The organism is Rhodococcus sp. PvP016 (assembly GCF_017832185.1).
In the GTDB taxonomy this organism is placed as follows: domain Bacteria; phylum Actinomycetota; class Actinomycetes; order Mycobacteriales; family Mycobacteriaceae; genus Rhodococcoides.
Window position 1 is genome coordinate 2,417,797 of sequence record NZ_JAFIBH010000001.1, and the last position, 24,824, is coordinate 2,442,620.

Annotated in this window: 23 protein-coding genes; 14 read left to right on the forward strand and 9 right to left on the reverse strand. The window is 70.0% G+C overall.

What is annotated here, in order from left to right; translation table 11 throughout:
- Positions 1–3 precede the first annotated feature (3 nt).
- From typA to JOE30_RS11400, 5 genes are all read left to right on the forward strand, one after another.
- Entirely contained in the window at positions 4–1,935 is a 1,932-nt protein-coding gene (gene typA, locus JOE30_RS11380; RefSeq protein ID WP_037183854.1) for a translational GTPase TypA, read from the forward strand.
- Positions 1,936–1,937: 2 nt separating this feature from the next.
- Positions 1,938–3,692, forward strand: coding sequence for an ABC transporter family substrate-binding protein (locus JOE30_RS11385; protein ID WP_204866764.1), 1,755 nt, complete (start codon positions 1,938–1,940; stop codon positions 3,690–3,692).
- On the forward strand, positions 3,689–4,570 hold the full coding sequence (gene mshB / locus JOE30_RS11390) for an N-acetyl-1-D-myo-inositol-2-amino-2-deoxy-alpha-D-glucopyranoside deacetylase (protein ID WP_307806147.1): 882 nt from the start codon (positions 3,689–3,691) through the stop codon (positions 4,568–4,570). Before JOE30_RS11385 ends, mshB begins: the two co-directional genes overlap by 4 nt.
- Positions 4,571–4,699: 129 nt before the next feature.
- Positions 4,700–4,852 (forward strand): glycoside hydrolase family 6 protein, encoded by a 153-nt coding sequence (locus JOE30_RS11395; RefSeq protein WP_162246780.1) that lies wholly within the window; start codon positions 4,700–4,702, stop codon positions 4,850–4,852.
- 28 nt (positions 4,853–4,880) lie between these two features.
- Entirely contained in the window at positions 4,881–5,282 is a 402-nt protein-coding gene (locus JOE30_RS11400) for a hypothetical protein (protein ID WP_204866767.1), read from the forward strand.
- Here the strand turns inward: JOE30_RS11400 and JOE30_RS11405 are convergent.
- The 3 genes from JOE30_RS11405 to JOE30_RS11415 are packed head-to-tail and all read right to left on the reverse strand — an operon-like array spanning position 5,255 to position 8,039.
- Positions 5,255–6,013: a uracil-DNA glycosylase gene (locus JOE30_RS11405; RefSeq protein ID WP_204866769.1), complete on the reverse strand. Its 759-nt coding sequence runs from the start codon at positions 6,011–6,013 to the stop codon at positions 5,255–5,257. The genes JOE30_RS11400 and JOE30_RS11405 overlap by 28 nt on opposite strands.
- Positions 6,010–7,524, reverse strand: a complete 1,515-nt coding sequence (locus JOE30_RS11410; protein ID WP_307806148.1) for a PH domain-containing protein — start codon at positions 7,522–7,524, stop codon at positions 6,010–6,012. Before JOE30_RS11410 ends, JOE30_RS11405 begins: the two co-directional genes overlap by 4 nt.
- Entirely contained in the window at positions 7,521–8,039 is a 519-nt protein-coding gene (locus JOE30_RS11415) for a PH domain-containing protein (protein ID WP_307806149.1), read from the reverse strand. Before JOE30_RS11415 ends, JOE30_RS11410 begins: the two co-directional genes overlap by 4 nt.
- A 60-nt stretch (positions 8,040–8,099) precedes the next feature.
- Between JOE30_RS11415 and JOE30_RS11420 the strand changes: the two genes are divergently transcribed.
- The 9 genes from JOE30_RS11420 to JOE30_RS21675 are packed head-to-tail and all read left to right on the forward strand — an operon-like array spanning position 8,100 to position 17,417.
- A complete protein-coding gene (locus JOE30_RS11420; RefSeq protein ID WP_204870294.1) occupies positions 8,100–10,667 on the forward strand; it encodes a bifunctional FO biosynthesis protein CofGH in 2,568 nt (855 codons plus the stop codon).
- Positions 10,664–11,491, forward strand: coding sequence for a hypothetical protein (locus JOE30_RS11425; RefSeq protein WP_204866771.1), 828 nt, complete (start codon positions 10,664–10,666; stop codon positions 11,489–11,491). The genes JOE30_RS11420 and JOE30_RS11425 overlap by 4 nt, the downstream gene beginning before the upstream one ends.
- A gap of 11 nt (positions 11,492–11,502) precedes the next feature.
- Positions 11,503–11,826, forward strand: coding sequence for a ferredoxin (fdxA, locus tag JOE30_RS11430; protein WP_204866773.1), 324 nt, complete (start codon positions 11,503–11,505; stop codon positions 11,824–11,826).
- Between the two features lie 53 nt (positions 11,827–11,879).
- Positions 11,880–12,968 (forward strand): succinyldiaminopimelate transaminase, encoded by a 1,089-nt coding sequence (gene dapC / locus JOE30_RS11435; protein ID WP_204870295.1) that lies wholly within the window; start codon positions 11,880–11,882, stop codon positions 12,966–12,968.
- Positions 12,969–12,977: 9 nt separating this feature from the next.
- On the forward strand, positions 12,978–13,517 hold the full coding sequence (locus JOE30_RS11440; RefSeq protein ID WP_027503877.1) for a DUF6584 family protein: 540 nt from the start codon (positions 12,978–12,980) through the stop codon (positions 13,515–13,517).
- A gap of 56 nt (positions 13,518–13,573) precedes the next feature.
- Entirely contained in the window at positions 13,574–13,786 is a 213-nt protein-coding gene (locus tag JOE30_RS11445) for a hypothetical protein (protein WP_204866775.1), read from the forward strand.
- Between the two features lie 13 nt (positions 13,787–13,799).
- Positions 13,800–15,197 carry an acyl-CoA synthetase gene (locus tag JOE30_RS11450; RefSeq protein WP_204866777.1) on the forward strand — a complete coding sequence of 466 codons (1,398 nt, stop codon included), beginning with the start codon at positions 13,800–13,802 and terminating at the stop codon, positions 15,195–15,197.
- A gap of 11 nt (positions 15,198–15,208) precedes the next feature.
- Positions 15,209–16,225, forward strand: coding sequence for an NADP-dependent oxidoreductase (locus JOE30_RS11455; RefSeq protein WP_204866779.1), 1,017 nt, complete (start codon positions 15,209–15,211; stop codon positions 16,223–16,225).
- Between the two features lie 16 nt (positions 16,226–16,241).
- The gene (locus JOE30_RS21675; RefSeq protein WP_204866781.1) at positions 16,242–17,417 is read left to right on the forward strand and encodes an alpha/beta fold hydrolase; all 1,176 of its coding nucleotides are present in this window, start codon (positions 16,242–16,244) and stop codon (positions 17,415–17,417) included.
- A gap of 7 nt (positions 17,418–17,424) precedes the next feature.
- On the opposite strand, the gene JOE30_RS11465 is transcribed toward JOE30_RS21675, so the two are convergent.
- From JOE30_RS11465 to JOE30_RS11490, 6 genes are all read right to left on the reverse strand, one after another.
- Entirely contained in the window at positions 17,425–17,811 is a 387-nt protein-coding gene (locus tag JOE30_RS11465; protein WP_204866783.1) for a DUF5313 family protein, read from the reverse strand.
- Between the two features lie 67 nt (positions 17,812–17,878).
- Positions 17,879–19,690, reverse strand: coding sequence for an ABC transporter ATP-binding protein (locus JOE30_RS11470; RefSeq protein ID WP_204866785.1), 1,812 nt, complete (start codon positions 19,688–19,690; stop codon positions 17,879–17,881).
- Positions 19,683–21,488: an ABC transporter ATP-binding protein gene (locus tag JOE30_RS11475; protein ID WP_204866787.1), complete on the reverse strand. Its 1,806-nt coding sequence runs from the start codon at positions 21,486–21,488 to the stop codon at positions 19,683–19,685. Before JOE30_RS11475 ends, JOE30_RS11470 begins: the two co-directional genes overlap by 8 nt.
- A 91-nt stretch (positions 21,489–21,579) precedes the next feature.
- The gene (locus JOE30_RS11480) at positions 21,580–22,566 is read right to left on the reverse strand and encodes a crotonase/enoyl-CoA hydratase family protein (RefSeq protein WP_204866789.1); all 987 of its coding nucleotides are present in this window, start codon (positions 22,564–22,566) and stop codon (positions 21,580–21,582) included.
- Entirely contained in the window at positions 22,563–24,200 is a 1,638-nt protein-coding gene (locus JOE30_RS11485) for an acyl-CoA dehydrogenase family protein (RefSeq protein ID WP_204866791.1), read from the reverse strand. Before JOE30_RS11485 ends, JOE30_RS11480 begins: the two co-directional genes overlap by 4 nt.
- Positions 24,197–24,820, reverse strand: coding sequence for a TetR/AcrR family transcriptional regulator (locus JOE30_RS11490; RefSeq protein ID WP_204866793.1), 624 nt, complete (start codon positions 24,818–24,820; stop codon positions 24,197–24,199). The genes JOE30_RS11485 and JOE30_RS11490 overlap by 4 nt, the downstream gene beginning before the upstream one ends.
- Positions 24,821–24,824: the final 4 nt, after the last annotated feature.

Sequence of the window (24,824 nt, forward strand, 5' to 3'; positions counted from 1 at the left end):
CGCGTGACCAGCCCCACCGCCAGTCAGACCGTACCCACCACCTTCCGCAACGTCGCCATCGTCGCGCACGTCGACCACGGCAAGACCACGCTCGTCGACGCGATGCTGCGCCAGTCCGGTGCCTTCGAGGAACGCGCCGAGGCCATCGACCGCGTGATGGACTCGGGTGACCTGGAGAAGGAGAAGGGCATCACGATCCTGGCCAAGAACACGGCCGTGCACAAGCGCAACGCCGACGGCAGCACCACCGTCATCAACGTGATCGACACCCCCGGCCACGCCGACTTCGGTGGCGAGGTCGAGCGCGGCCTGTCCATGGTCGACGGTGTCGTACTGCTCGTCGACGCCTCCGAGGGCCCGCTGCCGCAGACGCGCTTCGTGCTCCGCAAGGCGCTCGCCGCGTCGCTGCCCGTCATTCTCGTGGTCAACAAGACCGACCGTCCCGACGCGCGTATCGAGGAGGTCGTCTCCGAGAGCCACGACCTGCTCCTCGACCTGGCGTCGGACCTCGACGACGAGGCCTCCGAGGCCGCCGAGCTGGCCCTCGACCTCCCCGTCCTGTACGCCTCCGGCCGTGAGGGCAAGGCGTCGACGAAGCAGCCGGAGAACGGCCACGCTCCCGACGCGGAGAACCTCGACGAGCTGTTCGAGATCCTGCTCAGCTACATCCCGGCACCGAAGGGCAACGTCGAGGCGCCGCTGCAGGCTCACGTCACCAACCTCGACGCCTCCGCCTTCCTGGGCCGTCTCGCCCTGGTCCGCATCCACAACGGTGAGCTCAACAAGGGCCAGACCGTGAGCTGGATGCGCGAGGTCGACGGCGAGCCCGTCGTGCAGAAGGCCAAGATCACCGAGCTGCTCACCACCATCGGTGTCGAGCGCGTTCCCGGTCAGAAGGGTGTCGCCGGTGACATCGTCGCCGTCGCAGGCTTCCCGGACATCATGATCGGTGACACGCTGGCCGACCTCGAGAACCCGGTCGCCCTGCCGCGCATCACCGTCGATCAGCCGGCCATCTCGGTCACCATCGGCACCAACACCAGCCCGCTCGTCGGACGCGTCAGCGGCCACAAGCTGACCGCCCGCATGGTGAAGTCGCGTCTGGACCAGGAGCTCATCGGCAACGTCTCTCTCAAGGTCCTCGACATCGGTCGCCCCGATGCGTGGGAGGTCCAGGGTCGTGGCGAGCTCGCGCTCGCCATCCTGGTCGAGCAGATGCGCCGCGAAGGCTTCGAGCTCACCGTCGGCAAACCGCAGGTGGTCACCCGCCAGGTCGACGGCAAGCTGCACGAGCCCTTCGAGGAGCTCACCATCGACACTCCCGAGGAGTACCTCGGCGGCGTCACGCAGCTGCTCGCCGCCCGCAAGGGAAAGATGGTCCAGATGACGAACCACGGCGCAGGCTGGGTTCGCATGGAGTTCATCGTCCCCTCGCGCGGTCTCATCGGCTTCCGCACGGACTTCCTCACCGACACGCGCGGCACCGGCATCGCCAATGCCGTCTTCCACGGGTACGCACCGTGGGCCGGCGAGATCCGTGCGCGCCACACCGGCTCGCTCGTCTCGGACCGTCAGGGCAGCGTCACCCCGTTCGCCATGATCCAGCTGGCCGATCGCGGAACGTTCTTCGTCGAGCCCGGCGCCGACACCTACGAGGGCATGGTCGTGGGCATCAACCCGCGCCAGGAGGACCTCGACATCAACGTCACCCGCGAGAAGAAGCTGACCAACATGCGTCAGTCCTCCGCCGACGTCATGGAGACCCTGGCCAAGCCGAAGAAGCTCGACCTCGAGATGGCCATGGAGTTCTGTGCCGGCGACGAGTGCGTCGAGGTCACACCCGAGGTCGTCCGCGTGCGCAAGGTGCACCTCGACTCGAACGAGCGTGCGCGTGAGCGTTCGCGCAGCAAGTCTCGCGACAAGGCTGCTCTGTAATCATGTCGGTGGCGCGGGTGGGTGCGGCGGTCGCCGCTGCCCTGCTCGCGCTGTCCGCGTGCACGGCTGACCCGCCGCCGCCGATCCAGAGCACCGAGACGGCCACGACGACGCCGCCCGCAGCGCCGGCGGCCACGGGTAATCCGGTCGTCGTCGCCATCGACGATGTCGGTACGGGATTCAACCCGCACCTGCTGGCCGACCAGTCGCCCGCGAACACCGCGGTGTCCACGCTGGTGTTCCCCAGCCCCTTCCGCCCCGCCTCCGTGGGTACGGGAGTCGAGTGGCTACCCGACGCGTCGCTGGTGCTCTCGGCCGAGGTGACGTCGCAGGCCCCGTTCACCATCACCTACCGGCTGAGCAACGAGTCCCAGTGGTCGGACGGTGCCCCCATCGCGGCCGAGGACTTCCGCTACCTCTGGCAACAGATGATCGACGCGCCCGGTGTGGTGGATCCCGCCGGCTACGAGGCGATCGACGACATCGCGTCCTCCGACGGCGGCAAGACCGTCACCGTGACGATGACGACCCCGTACCCCGCGTGGCGCGAGCTCTTCCAGAATCTCCTGCCCTCCCATCTGCTCAAGGACTCGCTCGGTGGCTTCGAGCGCGGACTGCGCGACAACGTGTCCGTCTCCGGCGGACACTTCCGCATCGAGTCGATCGATCGTGGCCGCGACGAGATCCTGCTCGAGCGCAACGATCGCTACTGGGGGTCACCCTCCACGCCCGATCAGATCCTGCTCCGACGAGGGGGCAGCGACGCCCAGCTGGCCGACTCGATGCGCTCCGGCGACGCCCAGATCGCCGAGGTGCGCGGGGGTTCGGCGACACTGGCGCAACTGGGCGCCATCCCCAATGTCCGCACGGACACCCGGTTCCGTTCGCGGACCCTCGAACTGACGTTGAACGGCCGGGTGCCCGAGCTCGCGGACGCCGACGTGCGCCGCGGCGTCATGGGTCTCCTGGACGTGGACCTGCTGTCGACCGTCGCGTCCGGCACCGGCACGGCTGCGAACACCGTTCGCGCGCAGGTCCTCTCGCCGTCCCAGCCCGGCTACGTTCCCACGGCTCCGCAGACTCTCCCGCGGGACCAGGCACTGCAACTGCTCGCCGACGCGGGATTCGTTCCGGTGCCCTTGCCGCCGGCCCTGGCTCCCACCTCGGGCCAACCCACCGCGACGACGACGCCGGTGCCGGGTACCACTCGCGCGCTGACCGTCGTGATCGGCGCTCCCGAGAACGACGCGGTCGCGGTCGCCGTCGCCAACACGGCCGCCGACCAACTCCGCGACGCGGGTGTCGACGCGAGCGTCGCTCCCACCGATCCGGAGGAGCTGTACGGCACCGCGCTGCTCGAGGGCACCGTCGACGCCGTCGTCGGGTGGAGCCACGTGGGTACCGATGTGGCCACCGCCTGGTCGTCGCGCTACGGATGTGCAGCAACCGATCTCGCGACGTCGACGACGACGGCACCCGATTCCGACGCCGACCCGGTGGCGGCGAGCAACCTGTCCGGAATCTGCGATCCGTCGCTCGAGCCGGCGATGGACCAGAGCCTGAGAGGCGACGTGAACCCGACCGAGGCCGTCATCGCGGCGCAGCCGCAGCTGTGGAACCTGCACACCGTGCTTCCCATCGCGCAGGACAGTTCCGTCGTCGCCGTGGGTCCCGGCGTGAGCGGCGCGACGCTCGCGGGGCCCGTCGAACTCGGTGTCTTCGGGGACGCGGACGACTGGATGCGGGTGACGCCGTGACGGAGCGGCCCCGGATGCTGGTCGTCCATGCGCACCCCGACGACGAGACCATCACCACCGGCGGCACCATCGCCCGCGCCGTGCAGGCGGGCGTGGACGTGACGGTCCTGACCTGCTCGCTCGGCGAGGAGGGTGAGGTGATCGGGGAGACGTGGGCCGGACTGGTCGCGGATCGCGCGGATCAGTTGGGCGGGTACCGCATCCACGAGCTGACCGTGGCGCTCGAGGCGCTCGGATGCCGGCCGCCGCGGTTTCTCGGCGGTGCCGGGCACTGGCGCGACTCGGGCATGGCCGGAACCCCCGCGGCACGCCACCCGCGTGCCTTCGTCAACGCCGACCCGGACGAGGCCGTCGGCGCGATGGTCGAGGTCATCCGTGACGTGCGCCCGCAGGTCCTCGTGGCCTACGACCCCGAGGGCGGCTACGGCCACCCGGACCACATGCAGGTGCACCGGCTGGCTGGACTGGCCGTCGAGGCGGCGGAGGACCCTGCCCGGTTCGCCGAGACGGGGCCGGCCTGGTCGGTGGACAAGATGTACTGGACGGTCACCGGTCTGCATCAGTTGACCGCAGGCCTGAGCGACCTCGGCGACGTCCCCCAGCAGTGGCGCATGCCTGTCGAGGGCGAGCTGCCGAGCGTGCCCGACGACACGATCACCACGTCCGTCGACGTCCGCCCGGTGCTCGATCTCAAGCGACTCGCGTTGCGCGCGCACCGAACTCAGGTCACCGTCGCGGAGTCCGGTCGGGTCTACGCCCTGTCGAACGACATCGCGCAGCCGGTCCTCGAGGACGAGCAGTACATCCTCGTCCGTGGCGAACTCGGACCCGTCGACTCGTCGGGGCGCGAGACCGACCTGTTCGCGGGAATCGTGTGACGGCCCCCAGTGTCTGCGCACGGACGGTGTGCGGGTCCGAAGCGGGCACGGTGCCGGGTTATGCTGTGAGCGGCATCACCGGACGGGGTCGGACGTACCCGGTGAGTTCGACTCGAAGGAGCTCCTCCCATGAATTTCGATCTTCAGTACGCCATCGTGGCGTTCGTGGATTCCCTGCGACCCACAGCCGATCTGCAGCGCGAGATCTACCTGAACTCCGTGGGCGGTTTCGCGACGTTCGTGAGCAACTACCTCACGTCGATCGGGTTCCCTCCTCGCTGACGTTCACGGCGCTTACAGGATCGGCGCGATGACGGGCCACGCCGGGGAGGGCGTGGTGTCCGGCATCAAGGCGTCGATCGTCGGCGCACTGGTGCTCGACGGGTTCCTGTGCGCCGTGACCGCGGTGCTGTTCCTCCCGCTGTATCTCGGAAGCACTCCGTTCCCCATCAGTGGTGTCCTCGCCGGCATCGTCAACGTGATCCTCGTGCGGGTCGCGTTCTCGGTGACGCACAACGTCTCCCGCGCCGCTCTCCCGGTCGCGGGATTCTTCGTGGGTCTCGTGCTGGCCATGCTGGGGGGACCGGGTGGAGACGTGCTCGTCGTGGCCGACTGGCGCACCCTGGTCCTCGTGGCAGGCGGGTTGCTTCCCGCTGTGGTTCAACTGTTCGCGTTGCGCATGGGTCAGTTCGCCGAGCTCGGACGCGGCTGACTCCGATCGATACCGGCGGCGTCGGCCGCCGCGGCGAGCACCTGCTCCACCATGGCCGGCGTGAGCCGTCCGGTGAAGGTGTTCTGCTGGCTGACGTGGAAGCACCCGAACAGATGCAGGTCCGGCAATTCCTCCTCGGGTGACGTCAGCACGACGTGCGCACCGTGGCCGAACTTCGGGCGCGGTCGGGGGATCGTCCACCCCGCGCCCTCGAGGACGGGAAGCAATGCCTGCCAGCCGAATCCGCCCAGGACCATCACTGCCCGAACGGTCGGCGCCAGGATGTGCAGTTCCGTCTCCAACCAGTGACGGCATCGGTCGCGCTCCTGCGGTGTCGGCTTGTTGGCCGGGGGAGCGCAGTGCACCGGTGACGTGATGCGGGTGCCGATCAGCTCGAGGCCGTCGGCGATGTGGGTCGCGGTGGGCTGCGACGCGAGGCCGACGGCGTGCATGGCTGCGTAGAGAACGTCGCCGCTGCGGTCGCCCGTGAACATCCGCCCGGTGCGATTCGCGCCGTGAGCCGCCGGCGCCAGACCGACGATCAACAGTCGAGCGTCCACGGGGCCGAAACCCGGAACCGGTCGGCCCCAGTAGGTCTCGTCACGGAACGCGGCACGCTTCTCGCGCGCCACCAGCTCACGCCACTCCACGAGGCGCGGACACGCACGGCACTCCGACACCGCCACATCGAGCTCGGGGATGGTCCTCGGTGGTCCGGAGGCGGGTGTCACGGGCGCTCCACCCAGGCGTCGCCGGCGCCGGGCTGCGCACTCTCGATGATCGACCACGCGTGGTCGGCGGGTACGTCGAGGACCGTGTAGCGGCCCGTGCCGGCCGCGGTGGCGGCGACGATGGTCGCGACACCGGCGCGTCGCTGGAAGTAGGTCTGCCGGACACCCCAGGCGACCACGCCGTCGGTGTCGAGGACGACGCGTCGCCGGTCGAGGCTGCCGTGCTCGGTGATCAGAACTCCCGGGTGGGCACGGTGGCCGAGGGCGGCGTACCGGTCGAACGCCAGGGCGGCGGCGGCCACTACGAGGAGCGCGACGCCGATCCACGCGGCGATCGGGACGTCCCGGCCGGTCGACCGGACCACGAGGAGTGCGACAGCGACCAGCAGGACCGGCCCGACGGCGCGGGTGAGCCTGCGCCGCAGGGCCGCCGGTCCGTGCTTCTGCAGTGTCACCGTGGCCGGCGCGCTCTCCGGCAGACCCGCCAGCACGTCGTCCATCGTGTGGCGGGCGGCCGGCAGGGGAGCGGGCGGCAGGAGCAGCGACGACTCCTTCTCCGAGGCGGACACCCCGGTCATGACGGCATCCAGGCGTGCTCCGCGCGCCCACCGCAGGACCAGCGGTCGACGCAGCGTCGCGCCGCGGAGGCGGTCGCGGTCCAGCGTCGTGTGCCGCGTCGACAGCAGTCCGTGGCCGACGCGGAGCCTGGTGCCGTCGTCGGTCACGGAGAGATTGCCGTAGACGACCAGGTAGCGCACCACGGAGACGATGCTCGACACGACGAGCAGCAGGGCCGCGGCGACGACCACCGCGACCACGATGCCGAGGCGCAGAATGGCCTGACAGGTGTCGTCGAGGGCCGGCGAGGAGGCAATGTCACCGGCGAACCCGGACTGGAACACGAGCCCGAATCCGGCACCGACGACGACGATGCCCGTGGCCGTGAAGGGGGCGAATCGAACCCACCCGGTGCGGAAGTGGGCGATCTCACGTTCGGGCGTCACGGCGGGTTCGGTCACTGCGACCGGATCCACTCCCACCGTCCGGCCTGTGCCCGCCAGCAACTCCTCACGCAGGGCGGGGACCAGGTCGGAGGCGAGGGCGTTCAGCTCGAACGAGTCGGCCTTGTCCGACTTCTGCTGACCGGTGCCCACGGTGAGGATCGACAGTCCCAGCAGTCGGTGCAGCGGCCCGGCTCGCACGTCCACACTGCGGATGCGGCCACGCGGAATGGACAGCACCTTCTTCTGGAAGAGCCCGCGGCGCAGCTGGACGTCGTCCGAGCCGATGCGGTACCCGGTGGTGAACCAGCGCAGGATCGCCGCGCCCACGAGGAGGACCACGACGATCAGGCCCCAGACGTGCGTGCCGCTCTGCGATCCGAGGACGAGGGACAGCAGGAGCACCGGCAGCAGGCGGACCAGCTCGGTGACCGGGTGGATCAGGAGCATGCGCTTGTCGAGTCGCAGCCACGGCAACTCGTCGACGCGCACGCCGGCGTCCTGCGTCACGTGGCGTCGCCTCGCGAGCGTGCCGCGGCCGCGGTGATGGCGGCGACGGTGCGATCGGCGGTCGCGAGGTCGAGCCCCGCGATCTCCAGAGCCCCCGCGGAGGACGCGGTCGTCACCGTGACGGTGGCCAGTCCGAGTGCCCGGTCGAGCGGTCCGCGCTCGGTGTCGACGGTCTGCACGCGGGACAGGGGAGCGATGCGCCGTTCCTGAGTCACCCAGCCGGTGCGCGTGTGGACGGCGGTGTCGCTCAGTTCCCAGCGGTGCACCCGGTAGCGCCACTGCGGCGCGACGGTCACGTGCGCTGCCGCGAGGACCACCACGGCGACGGCAGCGGCCACCACGGGCGTCCAGGACGGGCGCTCGACGTTCACCGCGAGCACCACGGCCCACACGATCACGGCGACGGCCACCGGGAGCCACAGCAGGGCGGCGGCCACGGCCCACAGAATCTTCGCCCGCGGATCGGGGCGATGCGCGGGATCGGTGAGGACCACACCGGGACTGTTGTCGGACACGTCGCATCACCCCTGCTGTGGCACGCCTCCGGCCGGAGGGCGCATGATCGAACGGTGACGATGTTGCCCGATCCGAGTACTTCCGCGCGCGCCGACACCCGAGTGACGCCTCCCGACAGCCCGGCGCCGACCGCATCGGCGCTGCGACGTGCGCTGCGCCGTGCCCGCGACGGTGTGGTGATCAGTGTCGACGAGGCGACGACACTGCTGCACGCCCGCGGCGACGACCTGACCGATCTGTGCGCGTCCGCGGCGCGGGTGCGGGACGCGGGACTGCTCGCCGAGAACCGTCCCGGCACGGTGACCTACTCGCGCAAGGTGTTCATTCCCCTCACCCGGCTGTGCCGCGACACGTGCCACTACTGCACGTTCGTGACGGTCCCCGGCAAGCTGCGCGCCGAGGGGCACGGGATGTTCCTCGAGGCCGACGAGGTGCTCGACATCGCGCGGCGCGGTGCCGAACTGGGATGCAAGGAAGCGTTGTTCACGCTCGGCGACCGCCCCGAGGCTCGCTGGCCCGAGGCGCAGGAGTGGTTGGACGCGCGCGGCTACGACTCCACGCTGGACTATCTGCGGGCGATGTCGATCCGCGTGCTCGAGGAGACGGGTCTGCTCCCGCATCTCAATCCCGGAGTGATGAGCTGGGAGGAGATGTCGCGCCTCAAGCCGGTCGCGCCGTCGATGGGCATGATGCTCGAGACCACCTCGCGTCGACTCTTCGAGGAGAAGGGGCAGGCCCACTACGGCAGCCCCGACAAGGACCCCGAGGTGCGTCTGCGCGTGCTCACCGACGCCGGCCGCCTCACCGTTCCGTTCACCACCGGCATCCTCGTGGGCATCGGCGAGACGATCCGTGACCGTGCCGAGTCGATCATGGCGATCCGTAAGTCGCACAAGGCTTTCGGTCACGTGCAGGAAGTGATCGTGCAGAACTTCCTGGCCAAGGACGACACCGCGATGCGCTCCGCACCCGATGCCGGCCTGGAGGAGTTCCTCGCCACCATCGCAGTGTCCCGCATCCTTCTCGGCCCGGCCATGCGCATCCAGGCGCCGCCGAATCTGGTGTCCGCGCAGGAGTGCGCGGCGTTGCTCGCCGCGGGCGTCGACGACTGGGGCGGTGTCTCGCCGCTCACCCCCGACCACGTCAATCCCGAGCGGCCGTGGCCGAATCTCGACACCCTCGCACAGCTGTCCGCGGACGCCGGCTTCACGCTGACCGAACGCACGGCGGTGCAGCCGCGGTACGTCCTGGCGGGCTCACCGTGGATCGACCCGCGGATCTCGGCGCACGTGCGTGCGCTCGCCGACGACGCCACGGGGCTCGCGGTGCCCGAGACGATCCCGTCCGGTCTGCCGTGGCAGGAACCCGACGAGGTGTGGGAGTCCACCGGCCGCGTCGACCTCAACACCGGCATCGACACCGAGGGCCGCAACACCGAGACGCGCAGCGACATGGGCAGTGCGTTCGGTGACTGGGAGTCCATCCGGGAGCAGGTGGCGCACCTGGCGACGCTGGACAGCGTCGACCGCGACGTGGTCGCCGCACTGCGTGCCGCGGAGAAGGATCCCGGCAACTGCACCGACGAGGAGTACCTGGCGCTGGCCACCGCCGAGGGTGCGGCCCTCGACGCGGTGACCGCGTTCGCCGACCAGCTGCGCCGCGACGTCGTCGGCGACGACGTCACGTACGTCGTGAACCGGAACATCAACTTCACCAACATCTGCTACACCGGGTGCCGCTTCTGCGCCTTCGCCCAGCGCAAGGGCGACGCCGACGCGTTCTCGCTGTCCACCAGCGAGGTCGCCGACCGGGCCTGGGAGGCGCACGTCCTCGGCGCCACCGAGGTCTGCATGCAGGGCGGCATCGATCCGGAGCTTCCTGTGACCGGATACGCCGACCTGGTGCGCGCGGTCAAGGCGCGGGTGCCGTCGATGCACGTGCACGCCTTCTCGCCCATGGAGATCGTCAACGGGGCCTCGCGCGGTGGTCAGTCGGTGCGCGACTGGCTGACCGAACTGCGGGAGGCCGGACTGGACACCATCCCGGGAACGGCGGCGGAGATCCTCGACGACGAGGTCCGCTGGGTACTGACAAAGGGCAAGCTGCCCGCCCAGACGTGGATCGACGTCGTCACCACGGCGCACGAGGTGGGACTGCGGTCGAGCTCGACGATGATGTACGGCCACGTCGACAACCCGTCGCACTGGGTGGGACACCTGAACGTGCTCAAGCGCATCCAGGACCGCACCGGCGGATTCACCGAGTTCGTGCCGCTGCCGTTCGTGCACCAGAGCTCGCCGCTGTACCTGGCGGGGGCGTCGCGGCCCGGACCGACGCAGCGCGACAACCGCGCCGTCCACGCACTGGCGCGGATCATGCTGCACGGCCGCATCGACAACATCCAGACGAGCTGGGTGAAACTCGGCGTGACGGGAACTCGGGTGATGCTGAACGGCGGCGCCAACGACCTGGGTGGCACGCTTATGGAGGAGACGATCTCGCGGATGGCGGGATCGCAGCACGGATCGGAGAAGACCGTCGAGGAACTACACGCGATCGCCGAGGGAATCGGACGACGCGCAGTCGAGCGCACCACCGCCTACGCAGATCGGACGGAAGCAGCATGAGCGCTGATCGATTGGGCGACGAGCGCGTCGCCGGAGTTCTCAAGGCCGCCGTGCGCGTGATCGTGCCGGTACTCGAACTGCTCGCGGACCGCGACCCGCTCGGCCTCAAGAAGCGCACGTTCCGCGAGCAGGCGGACGCGAGCGGCACGAAGGTCGACACGGCGCTGAACGCCGTCGCGTCGGTGTTCGACGCCGCCGACACACCGGGAACCAAGGCGTGGGAGTCGATGACCGTCGACCAGCGCGTCTCGTGGTGGGTCGGCCGCGTCGGCGGGATCGGCACCGTGGCGGTGGCGTTCCCCGGCATCTTCGGTGTGCTCGCTCGCCGACTTCCGCTCGGCGACGTCCTCGGGTTCGCGAACCAGGCCATCGTCCTGGTGGCCGTCGCCCGCGAGTACGGCATCACCGAGCAGGACGAGCAGGTCCGCCTGCTGGCATCGGTGCTGTGCAACCGCGAGCTGCCGAAGGGTGCCAGCGTCCATGCGCCCGAACCCGACGTCGACGGCGTCACGGACGACAGCCGGGTGACCGAGCCGTCCGGGCGCTTGTCCCGGTCCCCGTTCGCGCTGCTGTCGACCTTGTGGTCGGTCACCAAGATCCTCAAGGCCGTCACCGACGAATTGGACAAGCGGCCCCGCAGCCGTACCGTTTACCGGTGGCTCGGTAACCTGCCCGTGGTCGGTGCGGTCGCCGGGTACTTCGGCGAGCGCGGCGCACTGTCCCGAGCTGCGAAGCTGGGGCGCCGGTGGGTCGAGCAGAACAGCACGTCCGCGTCGAACGCGTCCCCGCGGGGCCGTGACACGCTCAGAGTTCGGAAAGGCTAAGGAGAACCTCAGTGCCGTACACCATTGCTGAACCGTGCGTCGATGTCCTCGACAAGGCATGCATCGAGGAATGCCCTGTCGACTGCATCTACGAGGGTGGACGCATGCTCTACATCCAGCCCGACGAGTGCGTGGACTGCGGTGCCTGCGAGCCGGTGTGCCCCGTCGAAGCGATCTTCTACGAGGACGACGTTCCCGAGCAGTGGTCCGCCTACGTCAGCGCCAACGTCGACTTCTTCGACGAACTGGGCTCGCCCGGTGGCGCGGCCAAGGTCGGCAAGACCGACTTCGACCCGCCGTTCATCAAGGCTCTGCCCCCCATGGGTGAGAACTGAGCGTGACGGACGCACCCGTCGTCTCGCGTCGGTCGCCCGCTGTTCGTCGATCCCTGGCGAGCCTGTTGCCCGAGTTTCCGTGGGACACGCTGGCCGACGTCACCGCCCTGGCGCGGTCGCATCCGCACGGCATCGTGAACCTGTCCGTGGGTACGCCCGTGGACCCGGTCGCCGACGTCATCCGTGACGCCCTCGCGGCGGCCTCCGCGCAGCCGGGGTACCCCACGACCGTGGGCACACCCGAACTGCGGGCGGCGGCCGTCGGCGCGCTCGCACGCCGCTACGGCATCGGCGGGCTTGACGATCGTTCGATCCTGCCGGTGATCGGCACCAAGGAAGTCATCGCCTGGTTGCCGACCCTGCTCGCGCTCGGCCCGGACGATCTCGTCGTCATCCCGGAGCTGGCGTACCCCACCTACGAGGTCGGGGCCCTGCTCGCGGGATGTCGCACCCTACGCGCGGACGGGGTGTCGCGCGTCGGTCCCGAACGTGCGTCCCTGATGTTCGTGAACTCGCCGTCCAATCCCAGCGGCCGGGTGCTCGGTGTCGCTCATCTGCGCAAGGTGGTCGAGTGGGCCCGCGAGCGCGGCACGATCGTCGTGTCGGACGAGTGCTACCTCGGACTCACCTGGGAGGGACGCGCCGTCTCGATCCTCGACGACGAGGTGTGCGGCGGGGACACCACCGGCCTGCTGGCCGTGCACTCGCTGTCCAAGACGTCGAACCTCGCGAGCTACCGCGCAGGCTTCGTGGCCGGCGATCCCGCCCTGGTCGCGGAACTGCTGGCGGTCCGCAAGCACGCGGGCATGATGGTCCCTCTTCCGGTGCAGGCGGCCATGACCGCGGCGCTGAGCGACGACGACCACGAGAACGTGCAGCGCGAGCGCTACCGCGATCGTCGGACCGCGCTCGCCGCCGCCGTGGTGGCGGCCGGATTCACCATCGATCACTCCGAGGCCGGCCTGTACCTGTGGGCCACGCGCGGTGAACCGTGTCGAGACACCGTGCGCTGGTTCGCCGAACGCGGCATCCTCGTCGCTCCAGGGGAGTTCTACGGTCCCGACGGCGGCACCCACGTCCGCATCGCGCTGACGGCGACCGACGAGCGCATCGCCGCCGCCGTCGCCCGTCTCACGGTCTGAGGCCCCGCCGTGGGAGCGCTCGACCGCGCGCAGGAGGATCTGGCCCGCGGGGAACCGTGGAGTGCGCGCAAGCGCCTGACCGCGCTCCTGGATCAGGACGCCGCCTCGCAACCCGCGCTCGACCTCCTCGGCTACGCGTGCCTGGCGATGGACGACCCGGCCGGTGCCGGTGCGGCCTGGTTCCTCACCGATCGAGACGACGCCGACCCGCTGGTGCGGCACGCGCTCGACTCGTTCGTCGCCGCGTGTCCGACGCCGTTGGTGCTCGCGCGTCGGCTGCCCATCAACGCGCCGTCGCGGGCCTATCCGCCTCGCGTGCGCGAGCGGCTCGCGGTGCTCGAGTCCCGGGTGCGTGCCAGCGGCGAGGAGTGGGAGCCGCCCGGCGAGGTGCACTACTTCGCGCAGGAGGGCGTCGACGTCGAGGCGTTCGACGAGTGGTCGGACGCTCCTGTCTCGTCCCGGTCCGGTGTGAAGATGGTCGCGGCCGTCCTGGTGATCGCCATGATCGGCACCGCGTCCATCGCGACCGTTCTCACCGTCTTCTTCTGACGACGCGCCGCCGCGAGGTCGAGGACGTGTCGGGGGCCGGTGGTACAGATGGAGTCATGAAGGATTCGCTGACGGGATGCGTCGAGTGTCTCGGCGCTCTCGACCACTGTCACGGCACGCTCGTCGTCCACTCGCACGGTGCGGTCGAGTGCACCGACGACGCCTGTGTTCTGCTGCACGCCGTCCGGCACACCCTCGTCGTCGACTGTTCCGCGGTCGCCGGGGGCTGCATGTGCGTCGAGGTCACGGAGCAGCTGCGGGCGTCGTGAGAGACTGCTCGGTGTGCTGCTCCGGTCACTGAACTCGTACGCGATCACCCACGGCGGCGACGTCGACGACGCGGTCACCGTCGGTGACGTCGTCCTCTCTCGAAGCGATCTGCTCGGGGCCGCCACGTCGGTGGCCGAGCGCATCATGGGCGTCGACCGGGTGGCCGTCCTCGCGGAGCCGACCGCCCGCACCGTCGTCGCCGTGGTCGGTGCGCTCATCGCCGGAGTGGCCGTGGTGCCGGTGCCCCCGGACTCGGGGCCCACCGAGATCGAGCACATCCTCGCGGATTCCGGTGCCCGCGGGTGGCTGGGTGTCGCCCCCGAGCACGACGGCGGTCTGCCCGCCGTCCCGGTCCGCATGCACGCACGGTCCTGGCACAGCTACGCGGAGCCGTCCGACGACGCGACCGGACTCGTGCTCTACACCTCGGGAACCACGGGCCCTCCGAAGGGCGTGATCCTCAGCCGCGGTGCACTCGCCGCCGGCATCGACGCGCTCGCCGAGGCGTGGGGGTGGACAGTGAACGACACTCTGGTGCACGGACTCCCGCTCTATCACGTGCACGGGCTCGTGCTGGGTGTCCTGGGTCCGCTCCGACTCGGCAGTCGGGTGATCCACACCGTCAAGCCCTCCGCGGAGCGGTACGCCGCGGCGCGGGGAACGATGTACTTCGGGGTGCCCACCGTGTGGTCGCGGGTGGCGGCCGACCCGGAGTCCGCCGCGGCGCTGTCCCACGCTCGGTTGTTGATCTCGGGCAGTGCCCCGCTGCCGGTGCCGGTGTTCGAGAAGATCGCCGCTCTCACGGGTCTCGAGCCGATCGAGCGCTACGGCATGAGCGAGACCCTCATCACGCTGAGTACGCGCGCCGACGGTGAGCGACGACCCGGTTGGGTCGGAGTTCCGCTGCGCGGCATCGAGACTCGGCTGCGCGGTGAGGACGGGTCGGAGGTCCCACGAGACGGGGAGTCCATCGGCTCGCTGGAGGTGCGCGGCCGGTTCTTCGACGGCTACCTGAACAAGCCGGAGGCCACCGCGGCCTGCTGGACGGAGGACGGGTGGTTCCGGACGGGAGACGTCGCGGCGATCGATCCGGCGGGCTTCCATCGGATCGTCGGCCGGGAGTCGACGGACCTGATCAAGACCGGTGGGTACCGCGTGGGCGCGGGCGAGGTGGAGACGGCGATCCTCGGCGTTCCCGGAGTGCGTGAGGTGGCGGTCGTGGGACTGCCCGACGACGACCTCGGCCAGCGCATCGTGGCGTTCGTCGTGGGTGACGAGGTGGAGCCGCGATCCGTCATCGACTCTGTGGCACAACAGCTCTCGGTGCACAAACGGCCGCGTGAGGTGCGCGTGGTGGACGCGTTGCCGCGGAACGGGATGGGCAAGGTCCGCAAGAACCTGTTGGAGTAGCGTCGGGAGACATGACCTCCTCCACTCGCATCGTCCTGGCCTCGCGTCCCACCGGCGCACCCACTGCCGAGAACTTCCGGACCGAGACGGTCGATCTTCCCGAGGTCGGTGACGGGCAGGTCTCGCTGAAGACCCTGTACCTGTCGCTGGACCCCTACATGCGCGGCCGTATGAGCGACGCCGAGTCGTACGCGGAGCCCGTCGAGGTGGGCGAGACGATGGTGGGCGCCACGGTCTCCGAGGTGATCGAGTCCCGAAGCGACGCCGTGTCGGTCGGCGCCGTGGTGCTCGGCTACACGGGGTGGCAGTCGCACGCCGTCGTCGACGCGTCGTCCGTGCGAGTGCTGGATCCGGAGAAGGCGCCCGTGTCCACCGCGCTGGGCGTCCTGGGTATGCCCGGCTTCACCGCGTACTCCGGCATGACGAAGATCGGGCAGCCGAAGGCGGGGGAGACCGTCGTGGTCGCCGCGGCCAGTGGGCCCGTCGGCTCGGCCGTCGGTCAGTTCGCCAAGATCAAGGGTGCGCGCGCCGTCGGTATCGCCGGCGGCCCGGAGAAGTGCGCCTACCTGATCGACGAGCTCGGCTTCGACGCCGCCGTCGATCACCGGGCGCCGGACTTCAAGGATCAGCTGAAGGCCGCGACGCCGGACGGCATCGACGTCTACTTCGAGAACGTGGGCGGCGCCGTCGCGAAGGCCGTGCTCCCGCGGCTCAACCTCTACGCACGCGTGCCGGTGTGCGGTCTGATCGCGCAGTACAACGACACGCAGGCGCCGGAGGGCCCGGATCGGCTGCCCGGCTTCTTCACGCGCGTGCTGACGAAGAGCCTGACCATCCGCGGCTTCATCCAGAGCGAGTTCGTTCCGGAGCTCTACAAGGACTTCCTGCGCGATGTCGCCGAGTGGATCGAGGACGGATCGTTCCGCTACCGCGAGGACGTGGTCGAGGGTCTCGAACACGCTCCCGAGGCGTTCTTCGGGCTGCTCGAGGGCAAGAACTTCGGCAAGCTCGTCGTCAAGGTGGCGTGACGGTTAGAGTACACGTGTGCACTCGAATCGCGATCGGAACGAAGTAGCGGGCGCTGCCGACGTCGTGGCCACGGCCATCGACATCCTCAGCCGCCCCGTCCAGGGGACCCACCGCGCGATCAACGACCTGGTGTTCGGGGTGCTGGGCCGTTCCGCGGCACCCGTGCGCATCCTGAACGAGGGCATCGCCGACCTGGTCTACGAGGCTGTGCGCGGGGGCGGTGTGGCAGCCGCCGAGGCTGTCACCGCGGTGTCCCGGCTGTTGCCCGAGGACCGCGTGTCCCACGCGGTCACGTCCACCGCGGCCGGATCGGTCGTGGTCGGCGCCGTCAACGGGCTGCTGGGCGACCGGCTCGCCGCCGAGGGCAACGACCTGACGGTGGAACTCGGGCCGCATCACGAGCGCCGCATCGTCGGGAACGACACCGCGATGCTGACCACCGCGTATCCGAAGGCCACGGGTCACGTCGCCGTGCTCGTGCACGGGCTGGGGGAGACCGAGCAGGCCTGGTACTACCGCCACGACGGGCGGGGCAGTTACGGCGAGGCACTGGCCGCGCACGGCATCAGCGCGGTCAGTCTGCGGTACAACACGGGCGCCGGGATCGAGGACAACGGGGCGGCACTGGCCGGCCTCCTCGACGAGCTGATCGCGGTCTGGCCCGTCCCCGTCGAGCGGATCGATCTCGTCGGTCACTCGATGGGCGGTCTCGTGGTGCGGCGCGCCTGTGCGGTCGAGGCGAGCAGGGCGACCTGGCTGCCGCTGGTGCGCACGGCCTGCTACCTGGGCACACCGCACGAGGGCGCACCGCTCGCGACGGGCGTGTACCACCTCTCCCGTGCCTTGCGGAAGGTGCGGCAGACAGTGGTGTGGGCGGACCTGCTCGACGTCCGCAGCCGCGGCGTGGACGACCTGAGACTGGCCACGGACGTGGCGCTCGCCCCCGGGATCCGACACGTCGCGGTCGCCGCCACCCTGGCCGCCGACGACACGGCCTGGTGGGCCGACGCCGTGGGAGACGGACTGGTGACGCTGCGCAGCGCACGGGGGCCGATGACGGAGTTGCACACCCTCGTCGGGACCGGGCACCTCGCGCTGCTGTCCGATCCGCGGGTACTCGACGTGCTGACCGAGCTGATGTCGGACGCCACACCGGCCGAGGTGGACGACGCCACCGAGCCGGCGGTCTGACGAGCCCTCAGGGCGCGGGACGGTACCGCGACTCGTACCGGCTCCGGTCGGAGTCGGTTCTCACGGATCGTCGAGCATCGAGAAGGTGCGGATCGAGTCCGTGGCTGACCAGTCGGTGACGGAGGTACACCGTCTTCAGCGCCAGCAGGAAGTAGACGAACGGCAGGAACAGCAACAGAACCACGCCGGTGCGGATCAGCCAGGGCGCCGGAAGGAACAGCAGCGCGACGAGTACGGGGACGAGCGGTGCGAGGCACCGCGTGGCGTAGCGCCGGGTCGCGCCCGGACCCGTCACGTCCTGCACGACCCACGCGTGCAGGTGTGCGGGCAGAGTTCGTCCTGTGACGTAGCCCATACGTTGGCGTAGTGAGGGGCTGGCGGTCGTCTCGGTCATGGCGCCCTTCCTGGTGCGGCGTCGAGAAGTATCCACCATCAGGGGGCACGCTCCGGAATCGGCCGCGTCAGACCAGGCTCTCCTGCCACGCCGTGTTCAGGTGCGCGAACCTGCCGTCGCCGGCGACGAGTGCCTTCGGGGTGCCGTCCTCGACGATCCGTCCGTCGGCCATGACGAGAACGCGGTCCGCGATCGCGACCGTCGACAGGCGGTGCGCGATGATCAGTGCGGTCCGGCCGTGCAGGATCGTCTCGAGGGCGCGCTGGACCAGGCGCTCGCCGGGGATGTCGAGGCTGGACGTGGCCTCGTCGAGCACGATCACCGACGGTGCGGCGAGGAATACCCGCGCGAAAGCCACCAGCTGTCGCTGTCCGGAGGACAGACGTCCACCGCGCTTGCGCACGTCGGTGTCGATGCCCCGCGGCAGTGCGGCCAGGAACGGGGTGAGGCCCACGGCGTCGGCGGCCGCCCGCACCTCGTCGTCGGTCGCGGACGGTCGGCCGAGGCGGATGTTGTCCGCGATCGATCCGGAGAACAGGAACGATTCCTGCGTCACCATGACGACGTTGCGACGCAGGTCGTCGTCGGCCAGGTCGCGGAGATCGATGCCGTCGAGACGGATCCGGCCGTCAGTGGGGTCGTAGAACCGCGCGAGGAGCTTGGCCACCGTGGACTTGCCGGCACCGGTGGCGCCGACCATGGCGACCACCTGTCCGGCCGGCACGTGCAGCGAGAAGGGCTGCAGCACCAGCGCGTCCGCGGCGTAGCCGAACGAGACCCGATCGAACTCCACGTCGCCGGCCACGACTCCGATCGGTACCGGGGAGGCGGGCGGCGCCACGGTCGGTTCCTCCTCCAGCACGCCCGAGATCTTCTCGAGCGCCGCCGCGGCCGACTGGTACGCGTTGAACACCTGCGCGAGTTCGTCGAGCGGCCCGTAGAACCGGCGAAGGTACAGCACGTAGGCGGCGAGCACGCCGATGTCGAGGGCACCGCCGATGACCCGCATGCTGCCCACGACCACGATGACGGCGAGGGTGGCGTTGCCGATCCAGCGCACGATGCCGGTGTAGCTCGCCATTCCGCGCAGCGCGGTGGTGGTGGCGTCCCGGTACTCGGTGTCCTCCGCGAGCAGGATCGCGTTGTTGCGGCGCTCGCGGCGGAACACCTGGACGGCGCGGATGCCGACCATCGACTCGACGAAGTGCACCACGACGCGCGCGATCGACACCCGGGTGCGTCGGTAGGCGCGGCGCTGGCGGCGCTGCGACCAGCGTGTGATCAGTAGCAGCGGAACGAAACCCGCGAGCACGACGAGGGCCAGCGGCACGTCGAGCCAGAACAGGATGACGGCGATCGAGACCATCGACAGGATCGCGGTCAACGCATCGTTGAGCGCGCTCTCGAGGAGCGTCTGCAGCGATTCGACGTCGCTCGTCAGTCGCGAGATGACCTTGCCGGACGTGTACTTCTCGTGGAAGGACAGCGACAGTGCCTGCGTGTGGCGGAACACCCGCTCGCGCAGATCGAACAGGATGTCCTGGCTCAGGCGCCCCGAGACCATGAGGAACGCGTACGTCGTGGCGGCGCCGAGGAACCCGACCACGACGTATCCCGCCACGGTCCACACCAGCGGCGCCCATCGTCCGTCGACGGCAGCGGCGACGCCGGTGTCGAGGGCGTGGGCGATGAACAGCGGTCCGGCGACGAACGCCAGGTTGTCCAGGAAGATGATCGCCATCGCGAGGACCGTGCGGCGGCGGTGCGGGCGCAGCAGCGAGAAGAGCAGTCGACGTGAGCGCCCGGCCAGGACGAGATTGCCGGCCCGGTCCACGTCGGTGTCCTCACCGCCGACGCCTCGCCAGTCGGTGTCAGCCATGGTCTCGCTCCGGTCCGGACATCGAGCCCATCACGTCGCGGTACGCCGCCGAGGTGGCGAGCAGGTGCTCGTGCGTCCCGGTCTCCATCACCGTGCCGTGGCCGAGGTGCACGACGCGATCCGCGAGCGCGGCGGTCGAGGGGCGGTGCGCCACCAGCACGGTCGTGGAGTGCGCGAGCACGGTGCGCAGCCGGCGCTGGACCTTCGCCTCGGTGTCCACGTCGAGCGCGGAGAGCGGATCGTCCAGCACCAGCACGCGGGGCCGGCCGAGCACTGCCCGCGCCAGCGCCAGACGCTGGCGCTGACCGCCGGACAGGCTCAGTCCCTGCTCGCCGATCCGGGTGTCGAGGCCCCACGGGAGCTTCTCGACGAAGTCCGTCGCGTGCGCGATCTCGAGGGCCTCCGCGACGTCCTCGTCGGTCGCGTCGGGACGGCCCAGCGCGACGTTCTCGCGCACACTGGCCGAGAACAGCACCGGCTCCTCGAAGGCGACCGAGACCACCGAGCGCAGATCCGCCAGCCGCATCGATCGGACATCGACACTGTCGAGAGTGATGGCGCCACCGTCGACGTCGAACAGCCGAGGAATCAGCGTCGTCAGGACGGACTTCCCCGTTCCGGTGTTGCCGACGAGTGCCACCGTCTCACCCGGACGCACCTCGAACGTGACGTCGCGCAGGAGGTGGTCGGACGCGTCCGGGAATGCGAAGGAGACGTGGTCGACGCGGATGTGCCCCCGCACCGGGTCGGGCAGGGGAACGGGGGAGACCGGATCCACGATGGTGTCCGGGGTGTCCATGATCTCCCAGTACCGATCCGCCGCCGTCCGTGCGTTGTTCAGCTCGGCGAGCAGAAAACCGAAGGACTCGATGGGCCACAGCAGGAATGCGACGATGGCCATGGTCGCCACCAGGGTTCCGGCCGTCAGGGTCCCCGTCACGATGGCGTACGTCCCGTAGGCGAGCATGCCGCCGACGGCCACCGGTGGCAGTCCGACGATGACGGTCCACAGGATCGCGAGGTACCGCACCTTGGTCAGCTCGGTCGTGCGGAGCGTCGCGGCCTGCGCGAGGAAGCGGCGGCCCAGGTGGGCGCTGCGGCCGAACGCCTTGAGCACCCGGATGCCGTGGATGGACTCCTCGACGGTGGTGGTGACGTCGCCGGCCTGGTCCTGGGCGTCGCGTGCGACGACGCGATAGAGCTCCTCGAACCGGACGCACGCCCACACCAGCGGGATCGCCACGACGAGCATGATGACGCCGAACTGCCATGCGCGGGAGAGCAGGACACCGAGTCCCACGACGAGGGTCACCGCGTTGATGATGATGAACGGTCCGATGAAGGCGACGAAGCGGCGCAGCGCGGACAGGTCGGAGATGGCGCGGGAGAGCAGCTGGCCCGATTCCCAGCTGTCGTGCGCGGCCACCGACACGTGCTGCAGCTTCGCGAACACGTGCGCGCGTGCCGTGATCTCGAACTGACTCGACGGCCCCGACACCAGGTACCGGCGGATCCAGATACCGGCGGCGTCGATCGTTCCGAGCAGCAGCACGAGTGCCGCGGGCCACCACACGCCGGCGACGTCGCCGCGGGTGATCGGGCCGTCGATGATGCTCTGGATGACGAGCGGGATCACCAGGCCGGTGAGCGTGGCGATCAGCGAGACCACGATGGACCCGACGAAGTACCAGCGATACGGCGCCAGGAACGGGGCGAAGCGGCGAAGCGACGAGGTCACCCTCGCGGGGGACGCCTCGACCGCACTCGTCGTTCCGCGATCGAGCACTCCGGTGGACACACACGACTCCTCACGTACCGCTCGACTGTCTCATCGAGCCGTACTCGGAGCCAACCGATTTATCGTGGGGCCTGTTCCCCCCGTTCTCACGTCACCTCCGCTTCGCGTCACCGAACGGTTCGTCGCGTTCCTGAACGGCCTGCCTGAATCCGACGGTGGCAGCGCGCGTCTGGAACGCGAAGCCCTCGCGGGTGTGCCGGGCGACGCCGTCGAAGACCGTGCTGATCATCGTGGAGGTGTGCACGCCGGAGCTGATCAGCGCACTGTTGAGCGCCAGCTTGACCATCATCAGCTGGTTGATCGGCATGCGCGCGATGCGGGCGACCAGTTCCTCGGTGCGGGCGTCGAGTCGATCCGCGGGCACCGATTCGACGGCGAGACCCCACTGCGCCGCCTGCGCTCCGGTGAGACAGTCACCAGTCAACAGCAGTCGTTTGGCGCGCTGATCGCCGAGGCGGTGTGCCCACATCCCGGCGGCGGGAACGCCCCAGACACGGGTCGGTGGGTAGCCGATCCGCGTGTCGTCCGCACAGATGATCTGGTCGGCGTACAGCGCGATGTCGGTACCGCCCGCCACGGCGAAACCGTGCAGCTTGGCCACCACCGGCTTGTTCGCGTGCAGCAGGCTGGCGAATCCGCGGTTGAATCGGCTCATCATCGCGTAGTCGATCATCGGGTCCCACTGGCCCGACGGATCGTGGTTGCGGGCCTGGACGACGGGGTCGAGAACCGTCCCCGTGGTGTCCGCGGACCCGCTGTCGCCCCGATCGAGATTCTCCGCGTAGATCGACAGGTCGTAGCCGCCGCAGAACCCCTTTCCGCGACCGGACAGCAGCATCACGTGCACCCGCGGATCGAGGTCCGCCCGCTCGACGGCCGCCGCCAGTTCGACGGGGGTGTCCGCGGTGATGGCGTTGCCGTGCTCCGGTCGGTCGAAGGTGATCCGGGCGATCCGCCCGTCGACCTCGTAGGTGAGCGTCCGGAACGTCTGGGAGTCCTGCTGTGGAGTGCGGCCGGTGAAGGGGGAGTCGGCTCCCTCGTCCCACCCTTCCCGCCACGGGGCGGGTGCGTCGGTCATGCCGGGACCTTCGGCGTCGATCGTTCGATGATGGCGGCCGTGTCCACCCCGGTCGGCAGGGTGCCGTACACGCTGCCCCAGTCGCCGCCGAGTCGGCTCGTCGTGAACGCGTCGGCGACCGCGGGGTGGCCGTGCCGCACGAGCAGCGAGCCCTGCAGCGCCAGCGCCATCTCGCCGACGACGCGGCGTGCCCGCTGTTCGAGGGTGGCGATGTCGGTGAAGGAGTCCTTCAGCGCCCGCACCGCGGTGTCGAGCGCCGCATCGGCTCCGCGGCAGCCGTCGAGCTCGTCGAAGAACACGGCGAGCGTCTCCGGCTGTCGTGCAACGGCGCGCAGAGTGTCGAGCGCCGCGACGTTGCCCGAGCCCTCCCACACCGACAGCAGGGGTGCCTCCCGGTAGAGCCGCGGCATGCGCGACTCCTCTGCATACCCGTTGCCGCCCAGGCATTCCAGAGCTTCCGCCGCATGCGCCGGGCCGCGCTTGCACACCAGGTACTTGCTGACGGAGAGGCTGATGCGCCGCAGTGCGGCGGCACGCTCGTCGCCCGCGGCGGCCCGATCGGTGAGCGCCGCGAGCCACAGGGCGACGGTCGTCGACGCCTCGGACTCGATCGCGAGATCGGCGAGGACGTTGCGCATGAGCGGCTGGTCGACGAGGTTCTTCCCGAACGCCTGCCGGTGCACCGCATGATGCACGGCCGCAGCGGTGCCCGCCCGCATTCCCGTGGCCGACCCCAGGGTGCAGTCCAGCCTCGTCATGTTGACCATCTCGATGATGGTCCGCACGCCGCGACCCTCGTCGCCGACGAGCCAGGCGGTCGCGTCGTCGTACTCCACCTCGCTCGAGGCGTTGGAATGGTTGCCCAGCTTGTCCTTCAAGCGCTGGATCGCCATGGCATTGCGGGTGCCGTCCGGGAGGACGCGGGGGAGGAAGAAGCACGACAGGCCGCCGGGCGCCTGCGCGAGGACCAGCAGGACGTCCGACATCGGCGCCGACGTGAACCACTTGTGGCCGGTGATCCGGTACGAGCCGTCGGGCTGCGGCACGGCCGTCGTGCGGTTCGCCCGGACGTCGGAACCGCCCTGCTTCTCGGTCATCGACATGCCCGCGATCAGACCCGTCTTGGTGGCGGGAGGACGGTACGAGGGGTCGTACGTCGACGAGGTGAGCAGCGGTTCGTACAGCGCGGACAGTTCCGCGTTCGCCCGGAGTGCGGGAACGACGGCGTAGGTCATGGAGATCGGGCACCCGTGCCCCGCGTCCACCGCACCCCACACGCTGAACTTCGCGGCCCGGATCAGGTGAGCGTGCGGTGACGGATCGCGCCACGGCGCCCCGTGCATGCCGAACTCGACTGCCGTGCGCATCAACTCGTGGTACGCCGGGTCGTAGACCACCTCGTCGATGCGGTTCCCGTAGCGGTCGTGCGTGTGCAGGACGGGCGGATGCTCCTCGGCGAGATCGCCCCAGCGCTGCGCCTGCTCGCTCCCGGCCAGCCGACCGAGCCGGTGCAGTTCGTCGAGCGCGTCGTCGGCGCCCTCGCGGTGCAGGGCCTCCAGGACGACCGGGTGGTCGGCGACGTCGTGACCGATGAGCGGCGGAACCTGATTGGTGACGGTGTGCGTGGGGGTCATGACGCTCTCCTGTCGGTCGGGGCGCCGAGGGCGCGGAGTGTGAAGGTCTCGAGTGCGGCGAGAACGCGAGCGTCGGCCTCACCGCGGGCGAGTGGGACGACCAGTGCCTCGCCGATGGCGCCGACGATGCACGCCGCCGTCAGGGACGCGTCCTGGTCCGGGAGTTCACCGGCCTCGACGGCGGCACGGATGGCGGCGGCGAACGCGTCCGCGAACGACTGCCGGAAGGCGAGGCGCTCGGTGTCGACGAGTGCGTCGATGGGCTCGGCCAGCAGCGCGTACGCGAGAGTCGGTGCGCGACAAGCGCGATCGCAGAAGGTGTGGACCGAGGCGAGCAGGCTGTCGGTGTGGGTACCGGTCGCGGCGGCGCGCACACCCGCCGCTGTGGCGGCGGCGACCTCGCGGCTGCAGGCGTCGCGGAAGACCTCGGCGAACAGTTCGCCCTTGCCGGGGAAGTAGCGGTAGACGGTGCCCACCCCGATGCCGGCGCGGGCGGCCACGTCGGCCATCGAGCATGCGGCGTACCCGCGTTCGGCGACGAGAGACAGTGCAGCGGTGACGATTCGAGATCGGGCTGCATCGAGCCGCTCCTGGACCGCAGCGGTCCGTCGGTACACCATGGCA

Excerpts from the sequence above, each read along its gene's own strand:
- JOE30_RS11400 (WP_204866767.1), top strand. The coding sequence starts at position 4,881 with ATGACGGGCCACGCCGGGGAGGGCGTGGTGTCCGGCATCAAGGCGTCG.
- JOE30_RS11470 (WP_204866785.1), bottom strand. The coding sequence starts at position 19,690 with ATGGCTGACACCGACTGGCGAGGCGTCGGCGGTGAGGACACCGACGTG.
- JOE30_RS11420 (WP_204870294.1), top strand. The coding sequence starts at position 8,100 with ATGTTGCCCGATCCGAGTACTTCCGCGCGCGCCGACACCCGAGTGACG.
- JOE30_RS11395 (WP_162246780.1), top strand. The coding sequence starts at position 4,700 with ATGAATTTCGATCTTCAGTACGCCATCGTGGCGTTCGTGGATTCCCTG.
- JOE30_RS11485 (WP_204866791.1), bottom strand. The coding sequence starts at position 24,200 with ATGACCCCCACGCACACCGTCACCAATCAGGTTCCGCCGCTCATCGGT.
- JOE30_RS11385 (WP_204866764.1), top strand. The coding sequence starts at position 1,938 with ATGTCGGTGGCGCGGGTGGGTGCGGCGGTCGCCGCTGCCCTGCTCGCG.
- JOE30_RS11425 (WP_204866771.1), top strand. The coding sequence starts at position 10,664 with ATGAGCGCTGATCGATTGGGCGACGAGCGCGTCGCCGGAGTTCTCAAG.
- JOE30_RS11445 (WP_204866775.1), top strand. The coding sequence starts at position 13,574 with ATGAAGGATTCGCTGACGGGATGCGTCGAGTGTCTCGGCGCTCTCGAC.
- JOE30_RS11490 (WP_204866793.1), bottom strand. The coding sequence starts at position 24,820 with ATGGTGTACCGACGGACCGCTGCGGTCCAGGAGCGGCTCGATGCAGCC.
- JOE30_RS11465 (WP_204866783.1), bottom strand. The coding sequence starts at position 17,811 with ATGACCGAGACGACCGCCAGCCCCTCACTACGCCAACGTATGGGCTAC.
- JOE30_RS11480 (WP_204866789.1), bottom strand. The coding sequence starts at position 22,566 with ATGACCGACGCACCCGCCCCGTGGCGGGAAGGGTGGGACGAGGGAGCC.
- JOE30_RS11455 (WP_204866779.1), top strand. The coding sequence starts at position 15,209 with ATGACCTCCTCCACTCGCATCGTCCTGGCCTCGCGTCCCACCGGCGCA.